The organism is Paenibacillus sp. FSL H7-0943, from assembly GCF_037963265.1.
Taxonomy (GTDB): domain Bacteria; phylum Bacillota; class Bacilli; order Paenibacillales; family Paenibacillaceae; genus Paenibacillus_AQ; species Paenibacillus_AQ odorifer.
The window spans coordinates 6338122-6363996 of sequence record NZ_CP150148.1; the positions used below are offsets into that span (position 1 = coordinate 6338122).

Consider the following 25875-nt stretch of genomic DNA (forward strand, 5'->3'; position numbering starts at 1 on the left):
AATGAAAGTTTCTTAGTGAAACTGCCAACGGTCAGTTACATTCATTTTGTTATATATGCTCTTCACTACATTTCTAACTGTACCTTCACTAATTCCCAACTCGTTAGAAATACGCAATGCACTTTTTTCACATAACCACATTTGAGCCACCTCTTTTTCTCGGGCAGTCAAGTTGAATTGTTCAAAACTAAACTCTAGTTTAAGTAACTGCATCTCAGGGTTACTCCACATCCATTTCTCGGTAACGTTTTCAGCTATCTGTTGCATAAATGGAATAGCAAATTCGATTTGCAGTCCTTTGTAGAAAGAAATATCTACATAGCCTCTTATAACACCATCTGAGTAGAGAGGAGAACATACACAGTTCCAATTAGAAAATATAGAATTCGTATGTTCGCTCCCTTTAACTACTCCAATAGAATTCATTTCCATAGAAAGTGAAACACCATTTAGCCCGAAATCCTGTTTGGCAAAACTCTTCCCAACTCTTATTCCTGCCTTATCAAATTCTTCTTTTATATGTACTGAAGAGAAATACAGATCGAGAATTCCCCCCATATCATCTGTTAGAAAAGCCGCAAAATCTACCGATATATACTTACTAATTTTAATCATCTCGTTATGTAGGGAAAGAATCATTGCCTCGTGATAAATAGATTCCTGGCCAATCTCCTCAAAAGAGTGCGCACTCGTTCTTTGTGGGGCCTTTGAACTTTTGACTTTACCCAATGAAGAGATAGAATCCATTTGTTCCTTTTTTAGATCTTCAGCTGAACACCAAAGTTTTGTCTGATCGTATGTTACTGTCAATTCCAACTCCTCCTGATTTCCATCATTTATAATGTAAAATGATACCATTATATATTTAAATATTGAAGATTCAACCAACTATTAACATATTTATTCATATTAGTAAATATCCAATGGGGGATATTTTCAAACTTTGTTATAAAGACCATAATTACATTTGTAGAACTTAAATAACCGCTAGATGCCCCATTTATTATTAATAATTATCCTTACACTCTCTTCTATTCAATGTGCCTTAAGTCATAGAAAAAAGAAACCTCTAAGGAGATAACACAGTGGAATTGTATAAAATTAATGAAAAACAAACATTCCAGTATTTTAATTTAGTCTCATATCGCAACACTATTCCTTCCAGTTGTTTACATCATAAACTAAACGAATTTATCCTTTCACTAAACAACTATAACCTCCAAAAGAATGGTCCTTTAATCACTTCTACTCATTCTGTATCCCGAAATAATGGCATAGAGATGGTGGATTTTGAGATTATGGTACCAGTAAAAGGAGAAATTAAAAAAAATCCCCCTTTTATATATAAACAAGAATTCAAGTTAATAAATGCAATTTGCTTGATGTATGAAGGTAAAATGAATGGCATCAATTCTGCTTATGAATTTTTAGTCAAATATATCTCTCAAAACAATCTACATCAAATAACATCCGCATATAATATAAACTTATCTGAAGGTACTAGTGAAAATATAAAAATAGATATTTGTATTGGCATCAATCCTAGTCTTCTTTAACTAGTCAAAACTCGTCTATCTCGAAAGGAGGTGAATAGAATGGAACTGAGTCTTAATAGTCAATTTTCAACATTGTCCAACATTGAAACGATGGAGATTTCCGGAGGTATAAATTGGGATAATGTTGCTTATGGAGTCTTGGGAATGGTAACCGTGGTAGCCGCTGTTACCACAGCACCAGTAACGATTCCTACTGCGATTATGGCAGTGGGTGGATCAATAGTATCTGGATATCTTACTGGTAGCGGACTAAAACATTAAATATCTGTTATAAGGAGTGAGGAATTAAATGCTTTCATATGCCCCTAGTTTTTCAGAACTTACACTTGAAGATAGTATCAATATTGATGGTGGCGTTGATTGGGCCAAGGTAGGTGCAGGAGTGTTAGGTATGGTTACAATCATGTCTGCTGTTGCTGCCGCACCAGTAACAGCCACAGCCGCAGTTGTCTACATAAGTGGTACAGTGGCTGCCGGATATTTAGTGGGTACTTCATTCTAAATTTTGATGGAGACATTCATCTTCAGATGGATATGTCTCCATCTTTTCTTCTATAAAAGAAGAGAATAATCATAAATAGATTGCGAGTGATTTTTTTGAAAATAGATAAATTAATATCGTATCTAATTAGAATAGACATTACTTTAGGGCTAGTAATATCATTCTTATTAATTGTAAGACCTAATATAATCCTCCCATCCCAATGGTTTATAATGAATTTCTTAATTTTTCTAACAGGTATATATATATATAAGAAAAATAAAAACAAGACATTTATAGCAGTTTTTATTTATGCTTTCATCTATTTTTCTTTAGTCATATTAGATATGTTAACTTCAAAAGGTATTATTCGAAGTGACAATAGATCTGGAGATATTTTATTAAGCGTAGGATTAGTGGCGTTAGGCCTGATCGGATTTTTCATTGCATTTTACATGAGCAACAAAGATAAATGATTCATTGTATAGCACAGGTCACAATATAAAATCATCATTTAATAATTGCTTTTCGGAGGATTATATGGCATTCACTAAATACCAATGTGTCAAACAACAAGATATTAAAGACTGCGGGGCTGCCTGTCTCGCCACTATAAGTAAAAACTATGGTCTCAACTATCCTATAACTAAAATTCGCGAGATGTCGGGAACCGATAAAATGGGTACCAGCGCCTATGGCCTTGTTAAAGCTGCTGAAAAATTAGGATTCACTGCCAAGGCTGTAAAAGGGACTCACGAGGCATTCCTCGAAGATTTCCCCCTTCCGGCTATTGCTCATGTGGTCATAGACCAAACTTTATTGCATTACGTTGTTATTCATAAAATCACAAAAAAAACAGTTGTCGTTTCGGATCCTGCGAAGGGCATTGTTAAATATACACCAGAAGACTTCTTTAAAATCTGGACCGGTGTTCTCATATTAATGGTTCCTACCCCTCAGTTCAAAAAGGGCGGTGAGTCCAAGGGTTTATTCACTCGTTTTTTTGGTTTACTTATTCCTCAGAGAAGAATGCTACTAGGAATTTTTTTGACATCCATGCTCTATACAATATTAGGTATATTATCAGCCTTTTATTTTCAATTTCTGCTAGATGAGATTCTTCCTTTTGGCTTAAAGAAGACTCTGAATATAGTATCCATTGGAGTAATCATTCTATATCTATTCAAAGTTTTATTGAACGCTTTTCGTAGTCACATTCTACTAACATTGAGCCAAAAGCTTGATATTTCGCTAATTCTCGGCTATTACCATCATGTGTTGAAGCTACCCATGAACTTTTTTGGTACTCGCAAGACGGGGGAAATCATCTCAAGACTTATGGATGCCTCTAAGGTACGGGATGCCATCTCCAGCGCAACCCTAACCATCATGATCGATATTATCATGGTTATTGCGGGGGGAATCATTCTTTATTCGCAGAGTGCCCTTTTATTTGGTGTAACTGTGCTGCTGGTTCCTTTGTATCTAGCGTTAGTGTGGGGATTCCACAAGCCATTCGACCGGTTAAACCGTGAACAAATGGAGAAAAACGCCCAACTTACCTCCTACATCGTTGAATCCATAGACGGTATCGAGACGGTCAAAGCCTACCATGCGGAGTCTAAAGTTGGCTTTGAGACGGAACAGAAATTCATCACGTTTCTGAAATCCGTGTTCAGCTTTGGTATTTTCAATAATATACAAGGCTCGCTAAAAGGTGTGGTTCAGTTGCTTGGAGGTGTAGCCATCCTCTGGGTAGGTAGTAATCAAGTAATAAAAGGAAATATGACCATGGGTCAACTTATCACTTATAACTCATTACTTGCTTACTTCCTTGAACCTATTCAAAATCTCATCAATCTCCAGCCTACCCTGCAAACAGCTGTTGTAGCGGCGGACCGATTGGGGGAAATACTCGACTTAGAAGCGGAGAAGCTTGAGGATGAGGACAAGAAGATTCAACCCGCTTCATTAAAAGGTGATATTAGATTTGATCGTGTCAGCTTCAGATATGGTACACGTTCCCTTGTACTTCATGATATTGATTTGAGACTTAGACAGGGCGAGAAAGTCGCCTTTGTCGGTGAGAGCGGCTCGGGTAAAACCACCCTGATCAAATTGATCATGCAATTTTACCAACATGAAAAAGGCGATATCTTAATTAACAACTACAATATTAAAGATATTCATTTAGATAGCTTGAGACAGCGAATCGCATATATATCACAGGATACTTTCTTTTTTAGCGGAACAATCCGGGAAAATTTATGTCTGGGTGTCAATCAGGATACGGATCTGGAACAAATTGTTTCGGCCTGCCAGACCGCACAGGCACACGAATTCATTAATCAGCTTCCACTCCGCTACAACACTTTGTTAGAAGAAAATGCTACTAACCTTTCCGGGGGACAGAAGCAGCGACTAGCTATCGCCAGGGCAGTTCTTAAACAGCCCGATATTCTTATAATGGATGAAGCCACTAGTAATCTGGATTCTACAACGGAGAAGGCTGTATCGGAGACGATTAATGCTTTTGAAGACATGACTACGATTATTATCGCTCACCGGTTGAGTACAATCATGCGTTGTGATCGGATTTATGTCATGGATCAAGGACGGATTATTGAGCATGGAACTCATCAGGAGCTTCTGGATTACCGTGAAAAGTACTATGAATTGTGGAAAGATCAACTCCCTGGAGTTGAACAAAAACAAGAACATAACCATCAATATGCCGCAGGAGTAGGCGAGGTGTCTCTTGTATGAGCGCACAAATACATAACTTATCAGAAATGACAGATAGCAGAGAAATCATGGAATCCAAGACCAGTCCTGTGATTTCCATTTTCATACTTATCTTATTCATTCTATTGGGGGCTGCGTTAGTCTGGTCCTATTTTGGCCAGATCGATGAAGTTGCCAAAGCCTCTGCTGTAGTTAGACCCAATGAAAAAGTCAGTACCATTCAGACTTCATCTATGGGAAAAGTGGAACAGGTATATGTCCATGAAGGGATGCAAATTAAGCAGGGCGAGCAGTTAATTTCCTTTGAGCATAAAGAACTTGATATAGAATTATCAAATCGTAATTCAGAAATCAATAAGCTCACTAAGAAACTGCACTATCTCGGGCTGTATAAACAAAGCATTAGCAATTTAGATAATCAGTTTTCTTCTGAACGTGCAGATGAGGGTTACTATTATGACATGGTAGAACAATTTCTCCTTGAATACAGCCAGCAGCAGCAGACCTTTCAAGGAACCCAGGATCAGCTTACAGCTGCCATTCACGAGAATATAGGCTTGCAAGATTCTGCTACCTTTAGTGCCGAATCTAGTTCGGATAAATCTCTTCAGAATAAAATTGAATTGGAACGAAAAAAGAAACTGCTAAATGTTGAAATTGCAAACGAGAAATTGCTTGTGCAATCCATCAAAGAGAATCAAAATCTTCTTCCAATTGAAGATACCAAACGGACGGAACAATATAATACATACCAAATTAAATATGTCCAACTGTCTAAACAATCTGCTGAGAAAAAAGAAATCTATAATCGTTCGCTCAGCTTGGGGGACCGCCTTGTGCCTCAATCCCAGATTACAGATGAACAGCATCAATATGAAAGTTCATATTTGCAAATCAACCAATTCCAAACCGAAGCCGTGCTCAGCTCAGAAAGCAATATCACCAATTACAATCAGCAATTGGTTGAGATAGAGGTCAGCCTCGATTTGCTAAAAAATGGGCACGATCCATCAGTTTCAGAACGAAAAACTTTAGAAATGCAAAAGAAACAGCTGGCTGAGCAGCAAAATGATCTACTGAATCAAGAGAAACTTAACCGTTCATCTGAAGCAACCTCATTGAAAAAACTGAAACTTGACCGTATTGTACAGATTCATTCAGCAATAGAAGAAAATAAAAGAACCTTAATTACGCTGCAAGAGGCTGTTAAGGGACTTGAGCTTGAACGAGACAAAAGACTGCTCATAGCACCAATTTCCGGGACCATTAATATTTTAAAAGAAACCAGCATCGGGGACATGGTACAATCCGGCGAAGCCTTGATCTCCATTATACCTAGCAACGAGTCAAAATATAAAATGAGCATCGCTGTACCTAATGCTGAAGCAGGAAAAATAGCGATTGGCAATAAAGTTGATTTCAGCTTTTCAGCCTTTCCTAAACAAAATTTTGGTTCCCAAAAAGGTACGATTACATCTATCAGCACAGATTCAATTGTTCAGCAAGACGGTCTAAGCTACTATCTGGTGGAGGCAACGATATCCAATGACCCCCTTGTTAATCGCAGAGGTGAACGTGGAGAGCTTCGTGTAGGGATGATAGCGCAAGCCTCTGTTATTACCGACTCCAAGAAGATCATTGATTTTGTTCTTGAAAAAATCAACTTAAAGGAATAGTGAGGTTGCCAGCTAAATGTTAAAGAAATCAGCTCTCTTGATACTCTCCTTCTTATTACTCCTATTGCCGCATTCCATTACAGTTTATGCTGATACGCAGGTATCTAGCGCAATAAAATCGCTTTCCATGGAAGAAGCAATCCAGCTAGCATTAACTAACTATGTAGATATCAAGCTCTCACAATGGAATATTGCAGAAACGGATTCCAAATTTTCATATGTATCATCTGAAGAGAAAAAGTTGGAGCAAAAAAATGTAGTCACAACCAGCGGGCTGCTGCCAGTAAATCCTGATATTTTTATCAATAGTATTCCTGGTTACGCTGATTTAAGTGAAGAAGAACAGGCAGGGGTCAATCAATCCATTCTCATTCAAATTATGATTAACACATCTCTGAATCAATGGGTTAGCGCTCAGAATGAAAGCCAAAACAGTTACAATCAAGAGACTAAAACAGCGCAGCTTAAGGAATTTCGTGACCAGTTACGCACATTAGAAACAGATAAAGTAATTAATCAGTTACGACTTCAAAAAACAGAAGCCCTCATCCGCTACTATGCTGTGCAGAAATATTATCAACTCTCTTCTCTAAAAAAAACGATTGAATATGACAAACAAGAAAGCCAATATTGGTTTCAACAGTCTGAGGATACCTTGCGGTCCTATGAGCATGGTCTTCTGTCTAAGAGAAGTTTGGACGATTTTAATCGTAAAAACATAGTACGAAAATCTATTTTTGAACGTAACCTTCGAAGTTATGAAGCTCAGTTAGAACAATTTAAGCTTGAGTTAGGATTATCATCCTATTCAGAAGTCCTTCTAGATGATGTCATTTCCAGTACACCAGAGCCTGTGAATTGTAATACAGTAATTAGCCTCTCTAGTAATTATGATTTACGCGAAGAAGATGCACGTATCACACTCGCCAAAGATAATCTTGATGCAGCTAAAGCTTCCGATGCTGAACTCATCACTTATTATTCAGTCCTATGGTCTAGCCAGATTGCACACAAAAATATAGTACAACAACAACTCGAAGAAAAACTGGCTAGTTATAAGCCGGAAGCAAATGAAATTGATTTTGAATATTCAGAACTAAAAGAGCAGCAATTGGAACTCGTACGCGTCTCCCAGGATAATGATACTCTCCTAAATAGCGGGTTAATCTCAGCGGCTCAGGCAGATCAGGACAAGCTGGATTTACTAAACTTAAATCGGCAATTCGATAAGCAAAAAGTAAAGTACGGTTTATTCCAAGCAAAAGTTACTTTGGCTCTTAGTGGAGTTATCCTCTAATAACTATTAATTTATCATTCAAAACCCAAAGGAGATATCACAAGTTGAAAACCATATCTAGCCTAATCGCAGCAACTCTTCTTTCTACCGCTATCGCCTGGCCTGTCCATGCCGCAGAGAAGCCAATCTCCATTCAGATCAATCAGCAACAGCTCGCACTGAAGGGACAGGCTCCCTTCAATGATAATGGTACAATTGTCGTTCCTTTTCGCCCGGTTTTTGAAAAACTAGGACTTTCAATCGATTGGAATCAAACCACAGGTACCATAACAGGTACTAAGGAAGGGCTTACGATTACACTGCGACCAGGCAGCAAGCAGGCCAGCGTCAATGGTGTAATAACCCAACTTTCTGTTGCCCCTAAGCTCATCAATAATTCCACTTACATTCCGCTGCGCTTCGTTGGGGAGGCTACAGGTAATGAAGTCTCCTGGAATGCACACTCGAAGACAGTAACCATTACAGGCAAGACTAACCAGGTAAACCCGCAGGAAATCAATGCTTTTTTTGAAAAATACGTAACCTATACCAACAATGAGAATTATGAAGGGTTCATGAGCCTAATCGATAGCAAGTCTCCTCTTGTGGTCATCGGGCCACAGATTAAGAGCCAAATGGAACAATACGATCTGACCATTTCACTTGATCAATTAGAGGTTATCAGCCTTCAACCCACAGAGGCTACGGTTCACACCGTTGAAACGACTACACACCTCAGCGGTCCATTCACCTTAGACAATACCACTGAATATATTTATAGCTTAACGCGTACTGCCAGCACTGAAGACTGGAAAATCAACAACCTGCAGATTAAAGGCGTACAATATATCCTCCCAGATAAACTGCTGAACGCTAAGCCAGCTGTGACGAAGTCGGATGAAACGGATATATTAGCTGTGCTTAAGAGCAACTTGGACTATACCAATACAGAGAATATTCAAGGTGTGCTATCTACTATTGATCCTGAGTCCCCTGCTCTCGAACAAACCAAACAGCTCTTCAGCCAAATTTTCACAGTCTATGATCTAAAGTTCACTCTGGAATCTGCCAAAATCATTCATTATACCCAGGATACCGCAGCCATATATATGGTTCAGACGAGCATCAAGCTTAAGGGTCCAGAGTTTCAGGATAACCGATCCACCTCTGTCACAACGCTGAAGAAATCCAAAGCAGGCAGATGGATGCTGGATCAGACCTATCCGATTAGTGTGGACAAGTTAACTCCATAATTATAAGAATTTGTAACAAAACAAAAAAAACGGCAAGCCCCATTAACCCGGAGGCTTGCCGTTTGCTTATCTAAAGCGCCGGAGCTCAATCTTACCCGCTTCCCCTACGTTCTCTGGCTGATACGGATATAGAACAGTTCCTAAATAGTTGGGACCACAATGGCCAATCTTTCAATCAGTTCCCATCTCTCGCTGATATTCATCTTACTGTAAATACTCTTAACGATATTCCGCACAGTTCCCTCTTTCACATTAAGGTCGTTGGAAATTTGCAGCGCCCCTTTTCTTAGTGCCCAGTGATACGCTACCTCTCTCTCTCTAGGGGATAATCGATACAAATCACACTTCTCCTGAAATATGTACTCAATTAACTTCGGGCTTCGTTCCTTCAACTTCAACACAATCTTTTCGGATAATTGTTTAATAAAGAGAATCGAAAAACCAAGTTGCCTCTCGGCTTCAAATGAGATGTCTATATATCCACATATACAATCATTTATCATTATAGGAGCGCATACACAATTCCACTCTTTAAACATTGGCATACTATGCTCTTCTCCACGCACTACTGCAATTGACTCAACCTCCATCGCTAAAGAAACTGCATTCACTCCAGAGATTTGCTTCGAAAGATTAGTTCCACTCCTAATTCCATAATGATCTACTTTCTCCTGAAACGTTTCGAATGGACTGACAATATTAATAATATTGCCGGCTTGATCTGTTAAGAAAAAGACAAAGGGCAATAAGAGAAATTCCATTACTTTCGCCAATTCTGAATGTAATACTTCAACTAAAATCTCGTAGGGAACCAGCTCTTCTATAGAAAAGGATTTTTCTGTTTTGAGGTTACTCCAGGGTTGGTAAAATTCACACAAGGAATTATTAGATTTTTTATCTACATCATCTACTGTAAACCAAGCTCGTTCGCATTCAAGAATATTCAAACAGTCGATTCTCCTAACTAATGGTATTTATTAAACAGAGCATAGCACTCCATCCAAAGGAAAACAATGACATAATTAGTTAGGGTTGTGGGAGATTAGTAAGAATTGAAATAACATTGTTTAGGTTATTTTTCTATGGCCGATTATTTGATAAGAACTTTTCACCTGTCCTGTATTCTTTAAATTTCGTCAAAAAAGAATAGAGCATAACAATTACCACTTGTCTATATCCTACCTAGAATATATACGAAATCCATTTTTCCTATGAAAATAGGGATATTCGTTGATTAGAAAAAAATTTCACAATGGAGTCTGAGACTAGCGAGAAATCATGCTCAACATATTTATATCTGTTACCCTGAAAGGAATGAATTTTATCAAGAGTTTAGTAGGGATTTTCAGTAGAAAGTATACAAATTCTATTCCATTTTTAATTTTGTTTTCATTATTTATATTGGCGTTTTCTGCGGTAAATAGAATATTCCCAATAATATCTTTTTTAATAATTATGTTAAATGCTCTGTACATTGTTGTGAAAATAGCAATATTTAAAATTAAAAAATAAATATTTATTTCAGGGGGGGGGATATTGCAATCTGGCAAAGCGCCTTTCAGCCTTTCCTAAACAAAGTTTTGGCTATTAGTGTGGACAAGTTAACTCCATAATTATAAGAATTTGTAACAAAACAAAAAAAACGGCAAGCCCCATTAACCCGAAGGCTTGCCGTTTGCTTATTTAAAGCGCCGGAGCATTAGTCTTTTCTGCTCCTTTACGCTCTTTTGCCGATTTACGGAAGTAGAACAACTCGTAAATCGCCGGCACTACAATCAGCGTAAGCAGTGTTGCTGCGGTTAAACCGCCAATGACTACAATCGCCAAACTTTGCGAGACGATGCTGCCCATCTCGGCATGGCCGAACAGCAGCGGTGTCATGGCGCAGATGGTGGCAATCGCCGTCATGAGAATCGGACGCATCCGTGTTCCGGCAGCTTCTAGAATAGCCTCGTGGATACTCATATTGGCTTCATTTTGCTTAATCCGGTCAATGAGCACAATGGCATTCGTAACAACAATACCTATTAACATCAACGCCCCGAACAGAGCTGTGAAGTCAGGCGTTACAGCGGACACGATAAGTCCAACAATCGCACCAATCGCTGCGAGCGGTAAGGAGAACATAATCGCCAGTGGAGCCCGAAGGGTTTTAAAGGTGAGTACCATGATCAGATACACCAACCCGATGGAGATTAATGCCGTCATACCCAGGTCGTTGAAATCCTCTGACTGATCAACTGACGCTCCACCTGCAAATAAGGTCACGCCTTTCGGAAGTGTAAGACTATCGGTTTCTTTTTTAATATTCGCACCGATCTCAGATACCTTCTTCGGATCAACCTCTGCTGTAATTCGTACATACGGCTTCCCATCTTTATGGAACAACATTGCAGGCTCATTCCGAACCTCATAAGTTGCGAGCTGAGACAGTGGCTTTGGCCCCTCAGCCGTCATGAGCGTCAGCGCTTTTAAATCCTGCTCCGTTTGCGGCTGAACCATAGGATCTAACACTACACCTGCTGCGTCACCATCGAGCTCAATTTGCCCCATTGGAATCGGATTAAGCATCGCTGACAGCTGCATTGAAATCTCTTGCGCATTACTTTGCGCCGGATCTACCTTAAAGGAAAATACAGGTTTCGTGTCCTCCATATTGCTGCTGACTTTTTGAATTCCCTCTACGGTCTTCAGCTTAGCGGTGACTTCTGTTGCTACAGTAGTAATATCCGCAAGATTATCTCCGACAATATCAATATATTCACTGGTAGAGCTGGATCCCATCATACTCATTTGGTTAGCAACAAGTGTTGCTCCAGTGTATGAATCTTTTACCTCACGAACATGATCAATAAAAGCCTGAGCATCTGCACCTTTTTTCATAACAACGGTATAGTCCACTAAGGTTTCAGAGGTAACACTCCCCCACTTAGCGGCGTCCGCACTATTCCCTGATTGCATGATTACCGTTTCTGCTTGTGGCTGCTTCATCAAATCTTGTTCTAACTGCTTTCCCTTTTCCAAAATATCTTTGACAGGAACATCCTTCGGATAATTCATCTGAACAGAAACATAGCTGGCATCCGAAGCATCGAGCGCCCCTTTGGGCATAGTCACATAAGCAGCAATGGAGCCAATCAGAAGCAGGAGACCCAACGATAAGCTAACCCATTTACGGCGAAGATTCCAGTCCAGAAAGCGGATAAACCATTTAGAAGGTTCGTGTTCTTTCATTGATGTTCTTCTCAGCAGCCATGAGCTTAAAAGAGGAACAACCGTCAAAGCTACTACTAGTGAAGTAAGCAATGAATAGGTCACTGTTAAAGCAAACGGCAGTAGGAAAGCTTGCAAACTACCACGCAAGAGACCCATCGGCAGAAATACTGCTACGGTAGCAATAGTTGATGAGGTAATCGCTCTAGCCACTTCCCCAGTTGCACTAATAATCATTTCACGGGAAAAGGGTTCTTTTTGCAGCCTACGGTAAATGTTCTCAATCACCACGATACTATCATCGACCAAACGGCCTACCGCAACCGCGACTCCCCCGAGTGTAATGATATTCAAGCTTATGCCGGAAATATTCAGCAGATATAAGGTGACTGCTAACGAAAGTGGGATGGATACTGCCGTAATCAGAGTAGCCCGCAGGTTACGCAGGAACAACAGAATCACAATCGTCGCAAATAATGCACCTAGCAATACCTCACGCATCATACTGTTCACCGAGCTAACTACCATATCCGATGTACTGAATACTACTGCTGCTTCTGCATTAGGAATGGTTGTATTAATATGATCTACGGCAGCTTGAATGTTATCTCCGACACTGACTGCATTCGCATTAGCCTCTTTGGTCACTATGGCGAATAGAACGTCTTTCCCGTTCGAACGGCTGACACTTTCCTGATCCTGCTTCAATTCGACAGCAGCGATATCCTGTAGCTTAACGCCCGCAGATACAGGAAGCTTTTTCAAAGTATCCATACTATCTATCGTAGAAACTACGTTAACATTGCCGGTCTGCCCACCAATCGTTTGCTCCCCAAGGGATGCCGATACATTACGTCCTTGAAGTAAACCTAATACTTGTGGAGTCGTGACTCCCTTCTCAGCCATTAATTTCGGGTCCAGCTTAACGCTGACCTGCGGAGTTACCTTACCATATAAAGCAACGTTCGCTACCCCTTCAGCTTTTTGCATCTCTGGAATGATAGTTTCTTCCGCAAGCTTAAGATTCTCTTTAGTCAGGCCTTCGTCAAAAGCAAGAGTAACCTGTGATACAGGAATCATGGAGGTATTCAACTGAAGTACAAAAGGAGCCATTACCCCTTCCGGGAACTTCAATGAATCGACGACCTTCTGAACCTCCTGCGCAGCATCCTTCATATTCGTTTTCGAATCATAAAAAATATTTACCTGCGCATATCCGTCTCCGGAAGTGGACAGTATTTCCTTCTTCCCTTTCACAAAAGCTGCTCCAGCTTCTATCGGCTTCGTTACATTAGTCTCCATAGCATGTGTATCCTGGCCAGGACCCAGCACAGTTACAGTCACTTGAGGATTATCCGCCTCTGGCATAAATTCCATCGGTAGCGAAGTGTAGCTCATCCCTCCCACCACAAGAGCCATGACTACTAAAAGCCCCACCGCAGCCTTGTTACCGAACGACCATTTTGTTAACCATTTCATTTTCTTTTTCCCCTTCCACTCCACATGATTTCTGGCACTCCCCTTATGTCTGTTTGATTATGTATTAATTTCCATCCCGAGATTTAGTTTAGTCATTTTTGGCTGAACTCAAAACAGCCCTACGGCTGGTTTCGTACTCAGTCTTAAGACGGGGAACTTTCCCCTTCTGTAGACAGATCCCCGTCCTTTTTCTTGATGATGGCAACTGGAACGTGAGCATAAAAAAAGAGCTCCGTTAGCCATATAAATGACCAACAGGACTCCCTTTTGTTATGGTTTATTTCCCTTCCGCACGTACTGGATCACGGAACATAAATTTCAATAGTGGCGGCGTTACAAGTGTAGTTACAATGACAACAATAATGACCGAAGTAAAATACTGTTGCTGTAACAAGCCGCTTTGCAGCCCTGTGGCGGCAATGATCAACGCAACTTCCCCCCGTGAAATCATCCCAGACCCAATAATGGCAGACGAGTGGTTATCAAAGCCTGTAAGACGCGCACCCAGACCGCCACCAAACAGCTTGGTCAGAATGGCAACAACCGTAAGCAAGATCACGAAGCCTATTTGACTGCCTACTCCTTCAAAGGAAACACTAAGTCCGATACTTACAAAAAAGACCGGCACAAAAATCGAATAAGCAATCGGCTCGAGCTTGGATTCTACCGTGTGCTTAAAGGAAGTTTGCGAGATAGCAATCCCAGCCGCAAAGGCACCAATGATTCCTGCCATCCCCATGATTTCAGCAAAATAGGCGAATGCGAAACAAATCATTAACGCTGCTGAAATAATCGCCTCTGTCACCTTCAACGGAGCCATCCATTTCATGACCCGAGGAACAATGAACCAGCCGGCAATAATCGCTACGGCAAAGAACAACACCTTTTTCCCAATTAAAAGACCAATAGAAACGTCTGTACCTGTACCAAAAAAGCTCATCAGAACAGCGAGCAAAATAACAACTAGAATATCATCTACTACGGCAGCCCCCAGAATTGTAGAGCCTTCACGTGTGTTCAGCTTATTCATATCTTTTAACACCTGCACCGATATGCTGACCGATGTTGCACTAAGAATAACGCCCATAAACAAAGCATTATGATAAGCAAAACCAAACATTTCTCCTAAGGCGAACCCACCCAAAAAGGGTAATATAATTCCACCGACGGCTACTGCAAAAGCTGATTTCCAGTTCTTGCGCAATTGATCCAGATCCGTCTCAAGCCCCGCTATGAACATTAACAGTAGAACACCGATCTCAGAGATATAATGAATAAACTCTCCATCCTGAACCCAGCCCAGTACCGCAGGCCCCAGTATGATTCCCACAATAAGCTTACCTAGCACAGCTGGTTGCCCAAGCCGCACAGATAGATCACCAGCTACTTTGGTGAACAATATGATCAGCATAAGATATAAAACAAACTCCATCTTTCAATCCACTCCCTTGTTGTATATAAGAACTGCCAACCAGGAGCTTCTCCAAGCCAAAAAAAGACAAAGAGGAGCCCTTGTTGACAGGCTCCTCCAAAAAACAAATAATTATTCAATTTAACTTTATAAATTATATTATACCTATATTTAAAATAACTGTAAACCAGATGCGCCGATAATATAAATTATGCACATTTGATTTGTTCTAGAATTGAATTGCTTATTTCAGATAGAACACTTCACGTAAGGGCTGCATAGGCACCTCATCATTGAAATCAAATGAACCTTCAACCATCTTAGAGGTAATCGCATTCCAGCGGTTGCAAGCATCACTTTTGGCAATGTAATCGAAAGCCGCCTTACTATCCTCACACTCATAACAGTAAAAAAATTGATTGCCATTCTGAAAGATGGAATAGTTAGAAATACCAGCCTTACTGTGCTCCTCCAAAATTTCTGGCCAAGGATTTAAATGCATAGCTACATACTCCTCTAAACATTCTTCCTTCACCCGCCATGTCCAAGCCAATTTATTGCTGCTCATCTGCTCATCCTCCTAGAAATCCCCTCTTTTACACATATTAAGAACTAGGGACATTTGATACCTATTATTGTACCTGAATAGAGTAGTCCAAGCTATGCATATCTATATGATCTGTAAATTTTTTAAGCGTTAATTCCGGCTTCACTCGGACGTAGAATAGCAGAACCAATCGCCAGCAGCACCGCGGCCATAAGACCCAAGATGGCAAAAGGCAGCCATAATTCATTCCAGCCTCCACCTGTAGCAGCGATATCGATCGCTTGGATCGCCCATTTTTGCGGTACAAAATTAGCTGCCTTCTGCATATAATCCGGCATAATGGATAACGGCCAGAAACAGCCTCCAAGCATACATGTCGGGGTCAGGATCAGCGAATTAAGCATGCCAGTATTATTGGGATTGCGAATCAGACCTGCTACCGTACTGGCTAAGCCCATGGAAACGAGCATAAATGCTGCAAGAACCAAAAAATACAAGTAGAGCGGTAATCCAAAGTCAAACTGCAGTACATAACGGCCCAAAGCAAGTACTACAACAATTTGAATTAACCCAACAATGAAGCTTCCCAGAAAATTACCGAGGGCAATCTCATACGAACGAACCGGGGCACTGAACATACGTTTCATTGTTCGTTCTCTTCGATCATCCATAATAAGCGACACTGAACTTGTAACCAGCCCCATTAAGAACATCAAAGTAAATCCTGTGACGATGCTTAAGCCCTCTTTGGGATATAAATCATAATCTGTTCTTATACTGCCTACACTATGTTGCTCAGCTCTTTGCATTACGGCAGCAAACTGTGAGTCCGAGTCCGTAGCCTCAGTCCGAGCTGCTCCAATTAGTCCAGCAGTGTTTCGCATTTCATCAGCAATTACACTGATTTTCATTTTTACCATAATGGATGTTTCAGTAGCCTTAAGCTCATACACACTAATTTGTGGCTCTTCTCCAGCAAGCAGTGCGGAGGTGAAGTTTTGCGGTATCAAAATACCGGCTTCTCCGTTCTGATCGATAATACTCTCCCTCAAATCAGCCTCATCTGTCTTCTCTACCAGCTTATAATCACCGGTATTCTCCAGCTCGGTAAGCAAATGTTTGCCCGCTGTACCATCGTCCATATTCGAATATAAAATAGTAGCCGGTCTCTCACCCATACTTCCACTAATTGCTACTACCCCGGCCACGACAAGACATGGCAGAAGAATATACGAAAGCAGCCCATTCCGAGAACCAATCGTTCTTTTCACCATATTCCAAGCAATCGTTAAGATCTTATCCATGGTAACCTACCTTCCGGTACGAGATAACCGCTGCACTGAATAGAACCAGACAGATGATCGACAAGACCAGCAGATTCGGCAAAATCTCTGAGACCTCTGCATGCAGCATCATTTTTAGAACAGCTTGTAGTACCCAGTGATTCAGGGTAAATGCCCCGACCGAGTTCACCCATGATTCCGGAAGTGGAGCCATCCCTCCACTAATGAAGGTCATGACCACAGTGATAACATTAACAATACTTCCTGCACTTGCTTTAGTTTTGCAAAACATTGAAATAACAATCGATAATGTCATGGAAGCTATGATCATTAAGAGACAGAAGAGCAGCAGCAAGCCCGGACGATTGCCCCAATTTACGCCAAACAACAAATGAGTCAGGATAATAATCGCTGCGCACTGCACTACACTTACAACCCCTACGCCTAGCATTTTACCAATAAACAGCTCAGAACCTTTTACCGGCATTGAGGTTATTCGGAAGAGGGTGTGATTTTCTTTTTCATTAAAAAGAGAGCTGCTGACGGTCAAACCGCTATATAGCAGAAACATCAGCATCATGGATACCGCATAGAATTGGGAGGCTGTATAGGATCGGCCACCTTCACTGAGCGCCCCAACCTTAACAGAAGGCTGCTCTCCCAAACTTGGTGCAGTAGCAGTCAAAGCTTCTGGACCCAACGTCATAGCTACGGATTGCTTATAGTTAATATTGTTCAAAAAGTTATCGAATACCGTCCCCGCAACCATGTTATCTGTCCGATCTTTGCCCAGAACAAACTCTAACTGTGCAGTTTCGCCGCTTTGTACTTTCTTATCGAAGCCTAGGGGAACAATAACCGCATAACCATATTTCCCGGCGCGCAGGCCGCTTTCCGCTGTCTCTCGGCTCCCTACTTTGACCGGAATAATGATATCCTTAAGCTCCGGCGTCTTCAAAAAGCTGTCTATCATCGCCGAGCTTTCATACCCTTCTCCAGAAAGATTAACTACACCAACACGTACAGGGTCAATCTTAGACGCTGCCTTATCACCGATTACACTGGAGAGGGAAGCACCCAGCAGAAAGATCAAAAGCAGCGGTAGCAGAAACATATTAATGATGATTGAGCGTGAAATAAACAGCCTGCGAAGCTCATAAATCATAATTGTCCAAATATTTCTCAAAGCGTTCTCTCCCTCCTTTAATCGCGCAATGTCCGTCCTGTCAAACTAAGGAATAATGTCTCCAGATCCGGCTCCTCAATATTTAAAGAACCAATAATGCCTTCATGTTTAGCAAAAATAAATAAGATATCCTGCAGCTCATCCTGTGAGGAGGGGAGATACATTTCTACCGTTCCCTCTTTACTTTCCACTCTCGTGATCCGCGGGTGTAGACTAAGCTCATTGATTAGCTCCGGGGTGATGTTCGTTGCTTTGACCACTATTTTTTCTTCTTGAGAAACCCGTTCCCGCAGCTCCTTTTCCGTGCCACAAGCAATGATATGTCCCTTATCCATAATCGCTACCCGATCACAAATGGCTGCAACCTCTTCCATATAATGACTAGTGTAGATGACGGTTGAGCCAAGCCGATTCAGCTCTTTGACCGACTCAAGGATATGATTACGAGACTGCGGATCAATCCCTACGGTCGGCTCATCCATAATAATCAGCTTTGGATGATGCATGATGGCACAAGCGATATTCAAACGTCTTTTCATCCCTCCGGAGAAGGTGGCTGGTTTTTCTTTGGCCCGGTCACTAAGTCCTGTGAAAGCAAGAGCTTCCGCCACCCGCTCTTTCAGCAATTTCCCCCGCAAGCCATACAATCTTCCGAAAAAAGTTACATTTTCAGCTGCTGTCATTGTATTGTACAAAGCCAAATCCTGCGGAACCAAACCGATCTTTTTCTTAACCTCCAGTGCGTACGAAGAGACTGATAACCCATCAATAACAATGTCTCCACTATCAATCTTTAGCAGGCCGCAAATCATACTTATAGTTGTACTTTTACCTGCCCCGTTCGGGCCTAGCAGGCCAAAGATCTCTCCTGCTTGAATCGTAACATTCACATGATCTACCGTTAATTTGTTCTCATACCGTTTCACCACATCGGTCAACACCGCGATTGCCATCTCTTATCTCCCCTGTCGTGTGTGCTTCTATATTTTCAATTTTATTCTAGGTTGAATTTTTGCGGATGTACGAAAGGTCATTTTTTGAAGGTGACTAAAGTCATCTCCTGAAGTAGTGGGATAATATGCTAAGATTATTAAAAAACATAAAGGATGACTAAGGCGTGCCCAGAGAGCTAAACTTATTGCGTTACGGACTCATCTTAATCCCTGCGTTTATTACCATTTATGTCTATCAATATAACGATTATGGAATCTTCACGCTGCATATCCTGATGCTTCTATTCCTTGTGGTCATGGTGCCAAAGCTCCCTCGATCCATTCATGCTTTGATTAGTATCATTGAAATCTTGTTCACGGCCTGGTTATGTTATCAATATGGCAGCATGATGATTTTCCCCGCTATATCAGCACTGCTTTATTATTCCAGACTCCAGCCTAAAGCGGTGCCTTACGTGTTCACAGGTGTACATCTGATAGCTTTGAACGTCGCACTCCAGAATTCTCCATCGCTCGTAGTGACTTACATTAACCTTTCATTTCTGCTCACTGCCTACCTAAATAAGCTATTATTGAAAGCTGGCCAGCGGCGCGAAGACACTCTTCTTCTATATGATGAGTTGCGCAAAAAGCATTTCGAACTCGATGAAGCTCGCAACCGCCTGCTGGAGTTCAGCGCGCAAGTAGAAGAGTCTGCCCAGTCCAAAGAGCGCGTCCGAATCTCACGCCAGCTCCATGACGATATCGGCCACCGGTTAATCCGGATTAAAATGATGATGGAGGCCGCCCTCCAGACCTTGCCCACCTCTCCCGAGAGCGGAATGCAAATGATGGAATTGATTCGTGACCAGCTGTCGGCTAGCATGGACGATATGCGGTCCGCAGTTAAACGTATCAACTACACCCCGAAGCTTGAGGGAGCTTATGCGTTAGACCGGCTGCTCGAAGAGATTGGGCGTGAGACGGGGATCGAGACCTCATACCAAGTACAGGGCATACCTTATCCGCTCTATCCTAGTATCCAAGTGATCCTGTACAAAAACGCCCGTGAGGCTATAACCAACGCCTTGCGGCATGGAAAAGCAACGTCCATCCGGATCAAAATTGACTACGCGCAAGCAGGAATCACTATGGAGGTTAGCAACAATGGATCACTTCCAGAAGAAGAGAAGCTCCGCAAATTATTGGGGAGTGGTGGGGACGGGATGAAAGGCATGTACGAGCGCACTCATCTGATCGGTGGAACACTCGAACTAAGGCAGGAGCCACATTTTACAGTCATTACGCGGCTGCCCATTTATAAGCAAGATGAGATTGTATAACGAAAGGAGCCATGCTAATGATTAAAGTGTTAATTGTTGATGACGACCCCTTTATTCGCCAAAGTCTGCAAGTATTGCTAGGGATGGACCCAGATATTGAAGTTGTTGGAGCAGCTTGTGAAGGTAACGAAGCCTTGGAATTACTTCAAGAAGGATTAATGGCCGATGTGGCTCTGATGGATATCCGCATGCCCGGCTGCGGTGGCGTTGAAGGAACGGAGAAGATTAAGCAGGCTTTTCCGCAAATTGCGATATTGATGCTGACCACCTTCGACGATGATGAATATATCATTGAGGCACTGCGTAACGGAGCTAGTGGATATTTGCTCAAAAACATACCGCCAGACCGGATCATCCAGGGCATTAAAACGGTTTTTGAAGGGAACATGCTTATCCACCCTGATATCGCCCGCAAGCTGGCAACCTTTCTGCAGCCTACGGCACGGCAAGAATTGCCACAGGTACAGCCACTGGAATCCTTCGGATTGACCAAAACAGAGCTGGCTGTAGTCGCTTCTATCGCTGAGGGGCATAGCAACAAAGAAATCGCCGGACAGCTTTTTTTAAGCGAGGGCACCGTCAAAAATTACATAACGGATATATTAAGCAAATTAGAGCTCCGCGATCGTACGCAAATTGCAATTTTTTATTTGAAGAACATGCGGGGTTGAACTAGTAACATATAGCCTGTGAATAGGCCACTGCCAAAGTTGGTTTTTCTTACGGAATCCAGTGACGTTGCTCCTTGGCGCGGGTTCGGACTCCAGCGACGCTGCTCCTTGGGCGCGAGTTCGGACTCCAGTACCGTTACTCCTTGGGCACGGGCTCGGGTTCGGACTCCAGTGACTTTACTCCTTGGGCGCCGGTTCGGACTCCAGTGACATTACTCCTTGGACGCGGGTTCGGACTCCAGTGACGCTATTTACAATTTTATCGGCGTTTGAGCAGAGTTTCGGACCCCAGCGACGTTATTCCTCAGAAAGAGGCTCATTTGGGGTGTTTTTGATGCCAATAGCGCCTTTTGGGTCCGTTACCATTCTAAAAAAGCGAAAATGCTGTGATTAGGGGCAACTGGGTCCGATAGCAACTTCTCGCACGCGAAATTACCATCTAATCAAAAACAAAGATGCCCCATTCACCATTTCATGGCTTATGGGGCATCTTCTAGTTATCCTTCCGCTGATTCCTGCTTGGCTTCAGTGGTTTTTTTTCGTTTAAGTTGGCCGTCCGGAAAGTTCCGGCTGCGTATGCCTGTCTTCATCCTGATGATGCTGTAGATGCTGGAAGGCTTCGCCTCAGCGGTAATCATCCCATCTGTCTCCGGCACCAAAATAATGCCGAGCTGATGGTGATCCCCATCATAGATCGGGCTTTGAAGGTATTTGCTCTCCCCTTCACGGTTCAGCACCTCCAGCTTGCAGAACGCTGGATTCATGCGCAGCGCCTCATGTAGCTGCGCCGCATCGGTCAACAGGACCCCGTTGACCTTCAGTAAGATCTCGCCGGGCAGGATGCCCAGCTCCTGACCGGGACTGCCCGGCAGCACGGCCAGCACTTTGCGGCCGCGCGGTGGATGCACGAAGATGGGGCTGATGCTGCGCTCTTCCAGAGCGCCGTACCAGCTTAACCCTTCGTGCAGCACAATAGCTGCGAGCGCCGCGACCAGAGTCAGCGGGCTCCACCAAGCGGCAAGCAGGCTTAAGCCGAGCAGGACGATGCTGTAGATCAGCAGTCGTCCTGCAGTGCGGGCCGCCTTGCGCCCGGGCAGCATGCCCTGTGTCATCTCGCTGAAGCCGATGATGACGGGCAAAGAGACGATGCCAAGGCTGCCGCCGAGCAGCGAGTGCCATGGCAAATCCGTTCCTGCACCCGAAGGGAGCAGCAGGAACAGCGGCAGCGGCCAGAAGGCCTGCAGCTGATAGCCGCCGACGACCATGCCGCGCTTTCCCTTCAGGAAGAGCGGCGTTGCAAGCTTGGCCCCTTGTCTGCGGGCCAGCAGTGCCTCCGCCATGTGCAGCAGCGCAGCTAACACTAGCAAAGCAGGAATATCCATCTCCCGTATGGCGGTGGTAATATTCCCTACCGTTCCACTATCTAAAGTATCTGGAAAGAAAGAAATTACAAATTGTATGATACCTAACAACCCTATAGAATACGCGAAGCACAAATACCGTACACGCAGTAGCGACAACACGAGACTAACTACCCAAATGCAGGCTACAGCGGTACCTGATAATGATATTCCTAGCAGAACGGCTGCTATAGAGACGACCAAACCCATGACTAGACCACTCCATACCGTCCGCCACGTTTCCTGACCCCAGCTATGTAATTTCACATGTATCAGCTTTCGTTCTAATGCCACCTGCCTACGGTAATATAACGCAATAAATATAATAGCAATGTAGTAATACGGCTGGATCAATAAGTGTAAGAACGCAGTGCCCAAGCTTCCTAACAGTTCCTGAATCACATTCAAACTGTTCGTCACACTCCTTTTCGTCCGATGACTGATTTGTATATATTCTAATTCCTCTACGTCGGTTGGCATTTTCATATCTAAAAGAAAAAAAGAAGGCTGAATTCAGCCTTCTTACTTTTTCGACGCTGCCGCCTTAATTTCCTTCTGAATCTCAGCAATCCCTTTATTCCGTTGGTTGTCGTGAACAGGGTCTTGAATGACCTTGATCAGCGCCGCTTCCAGCGCCTCGGCTGTCTTGGCGTCAATTATGCCTGTGACTTGGAGCTTTGCTGTACTTTGGAACTTCTTCACTGCGTCCTTAGTGCCAGCATCAAAATAGCCATCTTTACGTCCAGGCTTATAACCCAAACCGTCCAGCATCGTCTGTGCACTCTTCACATCAGCGTTGTTCATATTATATTGCAGCGCCACGCTCTTGTTAATCGGAGCCACCGAGAAGTAATCCGGCTGCGCTACCGCGATATCCGGTTTAATGCCCTTACCGTGGATCCATGTGCCGTCTGGCGTAAGCCATTTGGCAATGGTAACTTTCAGCAAGCTGCCGTCTCCAAGCTGTTTATCAAAGCTCGTCTGCACGGTACCTTTACCGAAAGAATTGTCACCGATTAGCTTAGCTCCTGCCGACTGCTGCAAAGCACCCGCCAATATTTCCGAAGCACTTGCGCTACCTTTATTCATCAGCACGACCACTGGATAAGCTTTACTCGATCCTTTTGAGGTACTAACTTCGCGTTTTTTGTCTTTATATTCTATTTGCACTATAGATTTTCCAGCTGGAACGAATTGCTCTGCCATTTCAATAACAATCGGAAGAACACCACCTGGATCATTACGGACGTCAATAACAAGTCCCTTCATGCCTTGCTTCTCCAGCTTCTCCAGCTCTTCCTTGAATCGTTCTGCGGTATTCAGGGAGAACTGCGTAACCTCGATTACACCCACATTGTCTTTTTCCATAGTAGCGTAGACTGTTTCGAGCTTCACATCATCCCGGGTAAGAACAAATTCGAGTGGCTCTACAGAGCCGGAACGTTGTATTTTCAAAGTGGCCTCACTGCCCTTAGGACCGCGAATCTTGGCAACAGCTGCATTCAGCTCCATGCCTTCCAGCGATTCACCGTTAACGGACAGAATAACATCTTTGGCCTGAATCCCAGCTTTCTCAGCAGGTGAGCCCTTGATCGGAGAGACCACGACTACCTTGCCATTATCCGAAGAGACCTCCGCACCGATACCTGAAAAGGAACCCTCAATGCTTTCTTCGAATTTCTCAGCTGTTTCTTTGCCCATATAGTTGGAATAAGGATCGCCCAGCGCTTCCATCATACCGTTGACAGCACCGTCTATCAGCTTCTCCCGATCTACTGTCTCGTAGTAATTGCTCTCAATCAGATTGAGAGCCGTTCCAAGCTTCTGGGATTCCTTCTGCTGAAGGCCAGTAACCTGCAATGCTGAGGCCAGTCCTTCTCCTGCAGCTTGTCCGATAACATGACTATAACCCGTCACGCCCAAGGTCACCAGACTACCGCATAGCAGGGCGGCGATAATCATAAACGCCGCTGTGCTTTTTTTTAACATGATGTTCCCACCGTCCCTTCTTGTCCATCTCGCAAACAACTCCATAAGTCCGTCCTGAAAGGTACGGTATCTCTTCCAGTATATGCCGTACGCTCAAATAATATGAGTTATAAGTTCTTAAAAATTAGAGATAAGGCATCGGATTTACTGTCTTGCCGTCGATCCGAACTTCAAAATGGAGATGGGGGCCCGTCGAATTACCTGTAGAACCGGATTCAGCAATCACATCCCCACGATTGACTCTATCCCCAGGACTAACCTTGATACCACCTTTACGGATATGGCCGTAGAGGGTCCAAACTCCGCCGCCATGATCAATAATTACACAATATCCATAACCGCTATACCATTCAGCTACGATTACCGTTCCCGAATCAGCCGCATGAATATTGGTTCCTTGTGGAACTGCAAAGTCTACCCCGGTGTGTACTTTCCCCTTCTCCCCCGTAATAGGGTGTGTCCGTGGTCCGTAGGAGGAGGAGATTCTTGCCGAGCCTACAGGGAGCAGGAAGGGTCCATCTCCACCAGCATACGCGGTTGAGGAGCTGGAGCTTGAACTGCTGCTTGCCTTGCTGGCTGCGGCTTTCTTGGCAGCTGCTGCTGCCCGGCGTGCCGCTTCTGCTTTGGCGGCTGCTGCTTTGCGCGCTGCTTCCTCAGCTTTAATCTTATCCTTTTGGGTTTCCAAAGCAGAACGTTCGCTTGCCAGCTTAACCAGCTTCTCATTCTGCTCTTCACTTAGATCATCGCTTTCTTGAATCTGCTTATCATAAAATGCGATAAGCTCCTGCTTCTCCGCTTCCTTCTCTTTCAGCAGGCTTCTCTGATTTTCCAAGGAGGTGTATAACTGCTTGGCTTGAGCATATTGCCCCTCAAGCTCCTGCTTTTTCTCTACAACTGTCTGCTTGTCCAGCTTGTGTTGGACTAACAGCTCCTGATCCTGATCCACAATCATCTTAAGCGAATCGGTGCGGCCCAGAAAATCAGAGAAGCTTGTCGATGAGAGCAAAACATCTAGGTAAGATACCGCTCCATCCGTGTACATCAACCGGACACGGGATCCTAAGAGTTCTTCTCTTGAGGCCACTCGTGCCTCTGCTTCATCCAATTCCGTTGCTGTAACATTAAGAGATTCTTCTGTGTCGGAAATTTTGTTAGAGATTTCGGTCATTTTGCCTTTAACTTGATCCACTTGCTGCAATACATATTGTAAATTGATATTTGTCTTATTCTTATAGTGCTGCGCTTCCTGCGTTTGGGACTCCGCTTTCTCTTGCTGCGCCTTAGCTTCCTGCACCTCTTGTTGCAGCTGCTTTAATTGCTTATCGATTTCGGCAACACTTGTTTTTTTGGCATATCCATCAGAGGGTTGGAATATAGTGACAGCTAGTAACATTACGGCTAGTCCGGCGGCAATCTTCTTCAACTCGCACTCCC

General features: G+C 43.1%; 20 protein-coding genes. 9 read left to right on the plus strand and 11 right to left on the minus strand.

The genetic code is table 11. From position 1 onward, the window contains the following. Positions 1-12: 12 nt before the first annotated feature. Positions 13-810 (minus strand): LuxR C-terminal-related transcriptional regulator, encoded by a 798-nt coding sequence (locus NSQ55_RS27820; protein ID WP_339170089.1) that lies wholly within the window; start codon positions 808-810, stop codon positions 13-15. Between the two features lie 275 nt (positions 811-1085). Between NSQ55_RS27820 and NSQ55_RS27825 the strand changes: the two genes are divergently transcribed. From NSQ55_RS27825 to NSQ55_RS27855, 7 genes are all read left to right on the plus strand, one after another. Then, complete coding sequence (locus tag NSQ55_RS27825) at positions 1086-1556, plus strand: hypothetical protein (RefSeq protein ID WP_076123797.1); 471 nt, start codon at positions 1086-1088, stop codon at positions 1554-1556. Between the two features lie 39 nt (positions 1557-1595). After that, on the plus strand, positions 1596-1817 hold the full coding sequence (locus NSQ55_RS27830; RefSeq protein ID WP_076123799.1) for a hypothetical protein: 222 nt from the start codon (positions 1596-1598) through the stop codon (positions 1815-1817). Positions 1818-1845: 28 nt separating this feature from the next. Beyond that, positions 1846-2058, plus strand: coding sequence for a hypothetical protein (locus NSQ55_RS27835; protein WP_076123801.1), 213 nt, complete (start codon positions 1846-1848; stop codon positions 2056-2058). A 519-nt stretch (positions 2059-2577) separates the two neighbouring features. Next, positions 2578-4803, plus strand: a complete 2226-nt coding sequence (locus NSQ55_RS27840) for a peptidase domain-containing ABC transporter (RefSeq protein WP_339170092.1) — start codon at positions 2578-2580, stop codon at positions 4801-4803. Next, positions 4800-6458 (plus strand): HlyD family efflux transporter periplasmic adaptor subunit, encoded by a 1659-nt coding sequence (locus NSQ55_RS27845; protein ID WP_339170094.1) that lies wholly within the window; start codon positions 4800-4802, stop codon positions 6456-6458. Before NSQ55_RS27840 ends, NSQ55_RS27845 begins: the two co-directional genes overlap by 4 nt. A gap of 16 nt (positions 6459-6474) precedes the next feature. Beyond that, positions 6475-7755, plus strand: a complete 1281-nt coding sequence (locus tag NSQ55_RS27850; RefSeq protein ID WP_339170096.1) for a hypothetical protein — start codon at positions 6475-6477, stop codon at positions 7753-7755. Between the two features lie 44 nt (positions 7756-7799). Beyond that, the gene (locus NSQ55_RS27855; RefSeq protein ID WP_339170098.1) at positions 7800-8987 is read left to right on the plus strand and encodes a copper amine oxidase N-terminal domain-containing protein; all 1188 of its coding nucleotides are present in this window, start codon (positions 7800-7802) and stop codon (positions 8985-8987) included. Between the two features lie 140 nt (positions 8988-9127). Here the strand turns inward: NSQ55_RS27855 and NSQ55_RS27860 are convergent, their stop codons facing one another. From NSQ55_RS27860 to NSQ55_RS27890, 7 genes are all read right to left on the minus strand, one after another. Then, positions 9128-9934, minus strand: a complete 807-nt coding sequence (locus NSQ55_RS27860; protein ID WP_076192459.1) for a helix-turn-helix transcriptional regulator — start codon at positions 9932-9934, stop codon at positions 9128-9130. A gap of 736 nt (positions 9935-10670) precedes the next feature. After that, on the minus strand, positions 10671-13679 hold the full coding sequence (locus tag NSQ55_RS27865; protein WP_339170101.1) for an efflux RND transporter permease subunit: 3009 nt from the start codon (positions 13677-13679) through the stop codon (positions 10671-10673). A 277-nt stretch (positions 13680-13956) separates the two neighbouring features. Continuing rightward, entirely contained in the window at positions 13957-15111 is a 1155-nt protein-coding gene (locus tag NSQ55_RS27870; RefSeq protein ID WP_076123814.1) for a cation:proton antiporter, read from the minus strand. Positions 15112-15334: 223 nt separating this feature from the next. Then, a complete protein-coding gene (locus NSQ55_RS27875) occupies positions 15335-15658 on the minus strand; it encodes an L-rhamnose mutarotase (protein ID WP_038573529.1) in 324 nt (107 codons plus the stop codon). 122 nt (positions 15659-15780) lie between these two features. After that, the gene (locus tag NSQ55_RS27880) at positions 15781-16941 is read right to left on the minus strand and encodes an ABC transporter permease (protein WP_339170104.1); all 1161 of its coding nucleotides are present in this window, start codon (positions 16939-16941) and stop codon (positions 15781-15783) included. Further along, on the minus strand, positions 16934-18106 hold the full coding sequence (locus NSQ55_RS27885) for an ABC transporter permease (RefSeq protein WP_248549033.1): 1173 nt from the start codon (positions 18104-18106) through the stop codon (positions 16934-16936). Before NSQ55_RS27885 ends, NSQ55_RS27880 begins: the two co-directional genes overlap by 8 nt. Before the next feature lie 17 nt (positions 18107-18123). Next, the gene (locus tag NSQ55_RS27890) at positions 18124-19059 is read right to left on the minus strand and encodes an ABC transporter ATP-binding protein (RefSeq protein ID WP_076182161.1); all 936 of its coding nucleotides are present in this window, start codon (positions 19057-19059) and stop codon (positions 18124-18126) included. A 164-nt stretch (positions 19060-19223) separates the two neighbouring features. Here NSQ55_RS27890 and NSQ55_RS27895 point away from each other — a divergent pair, with 164 nt between their 5' ends. Next, a complete protein-coding gene (locus NSQ55_RS27895) occupies positions 19224-20381 on the plus strand; it encodes a sensor histidine kinase (protein WP_076279161.1) in 1158 nt (385 codons plus the stop codon). 17 nt (positions 20382-20398) lie between these two features. After that, positions 20399-21052 carry a response regulator transcription factor gene (locus NSQ55_RS27900; protein ID WP_076182156.1) on the plus strand — a complete coding sequence of 218 codons (654 nt, stop codon included), beginning with the start codon at positions 20399-20401 and terminating at the stop codon, positions 21050-21052. Positions 21053-21549: 497 nt separating this feature from the next. Here the strand turns inward: NSQ55_RS27900 and NSQ55_RS27905 are convergent, their stop codons facing one another. From NSQ55_RS27905 to NSQ55_RS27915, 3 genes are all read right to left on the minus strand, one after another. Next, positions 21550-22434, minus strand: a complete 885-nt coding sequence (locus tag NSQ55_RS27905) for a PDZ domain-containing protein (protein WP_339170112.1) — start codon at positions 22432-22434, stop codon at positions 21550-21552. A gap of 540 nt (positions 22435-22974) precedes the next feature. Next, positions 22975-24441 (minus strand): S41 family peptidase, encoded by a 1467-nt coding sequence (locus NSQ55_RS27910; protein WP_076301416.1) that lies wholly within the window; start codon positions 24439-24441, stop codon positions 22975-22977. Positions 24442-24565: 124 nt separating this feature from the next. After that, a complete protein-coding gene (locus tag NSQ55_RS27915) occupies positions 24566-25864 on the minus strand; it encodes a peptidoglycan DD-metalloendopeptidase family protein (RefSeq protein WP_076123826.1) in 1299 nt (432 codons plus the stop codon). Positions 25865-25875: the final 11 nt, after the last annotated feature.

Bases quoted from the DNA above. Each gene is read 5' to 3' on its own strand.
- NSQ55_RS27830 (WP_076123799.1), top strand. From the start codon at position 1,596: ATGGAACTGAGTCTTAATAGTCAATTTTCAACATTGTCCAACATTGAA.
- NSQ55_RS27835 (WP_076123801.1), top strand. From the start codon at position 1,846: ATGCTTTCATATGCCCCTAGTTTTTCAGAACTTACACTTGAAGATAGT.
- NSQ55_RS27840 (WP_339170092.1), top strand. From the start codon at position 2,578: ATGGCATTCACTAAATACCAATGTGTCAAACAACAAGATATTAAAGAC.
- NSQ55_RS27845 (WP_339170094.1), top strand. From the start codon at position 4,800: ATGAGCGCACAAATACATAACTTATCAGAAATGACAGATAGCAGAGAA.
- NSQ55_RS27850 (WP_339170096.1), top strand. From the start codon at position 6,475: ATGTTAAAGAAATCAGCTCTCTTGATACTCTCCTTCTTATTACTCCTA.
- NSQ55_RS27865 (WP_339170101.1), bottom strand. From the start codon at position 13,679: ATGAAATGGTTAACAAAATGGTCGTTCGGTAACAAGGCTGCGGTGGGG.
- NSQ55_RS27870 (WP_076123814.1), bottom strand. From the start codon at position 15,111: ATGGAGTTTGTTTTATATCTTATGCTGATCATATTGTTCACCAAAGTA.
- NSQ55_RS27875 (WP_038573529.1), bottom strand. From the start codon at position 15,658: ATGAGCAGCAATAAATTGGCTTGGACATGGCGGGTGAAGGAAGAATGT.
- NSQ55_RS27880 (WP_339170104.1), bottom strand. From the start codon at position 16,941: ATGGATAAGATCTTAACGATTGCTTGGAATATGGTGAAAAGAACGATT.
- NSQ55_RS27890 (WP_076182161.1), bottom strand. From the start codon at position 19,059: ATGGCAATCGCGGTGTTGACCGATGTGGTGAAACGGTATGAGAACAAA.
- NSQ55_RS27900 (WP_076182156.1), top strand. From the start codon at position 20,399: ATGATTAAAGTGTTAATTGTTGATGACGACCCCTTTATTCGCCAAAGT.
- NSQ55_RS27905 (WP_339170112.1), bottom strand. From the start codon at position 22,434: ATGGATATTCCTGCTTTGCTAGTGTTAGCTGCGCTGCTGCACATGGCG.
- NSQ55_RS27910 (WP_076301416.1), bottom strand. From the start codon at position 24,441: ATGTTAAAAAAAAGCACAGCGGCGTTTATGATTATCGCCGCCCTGCTA.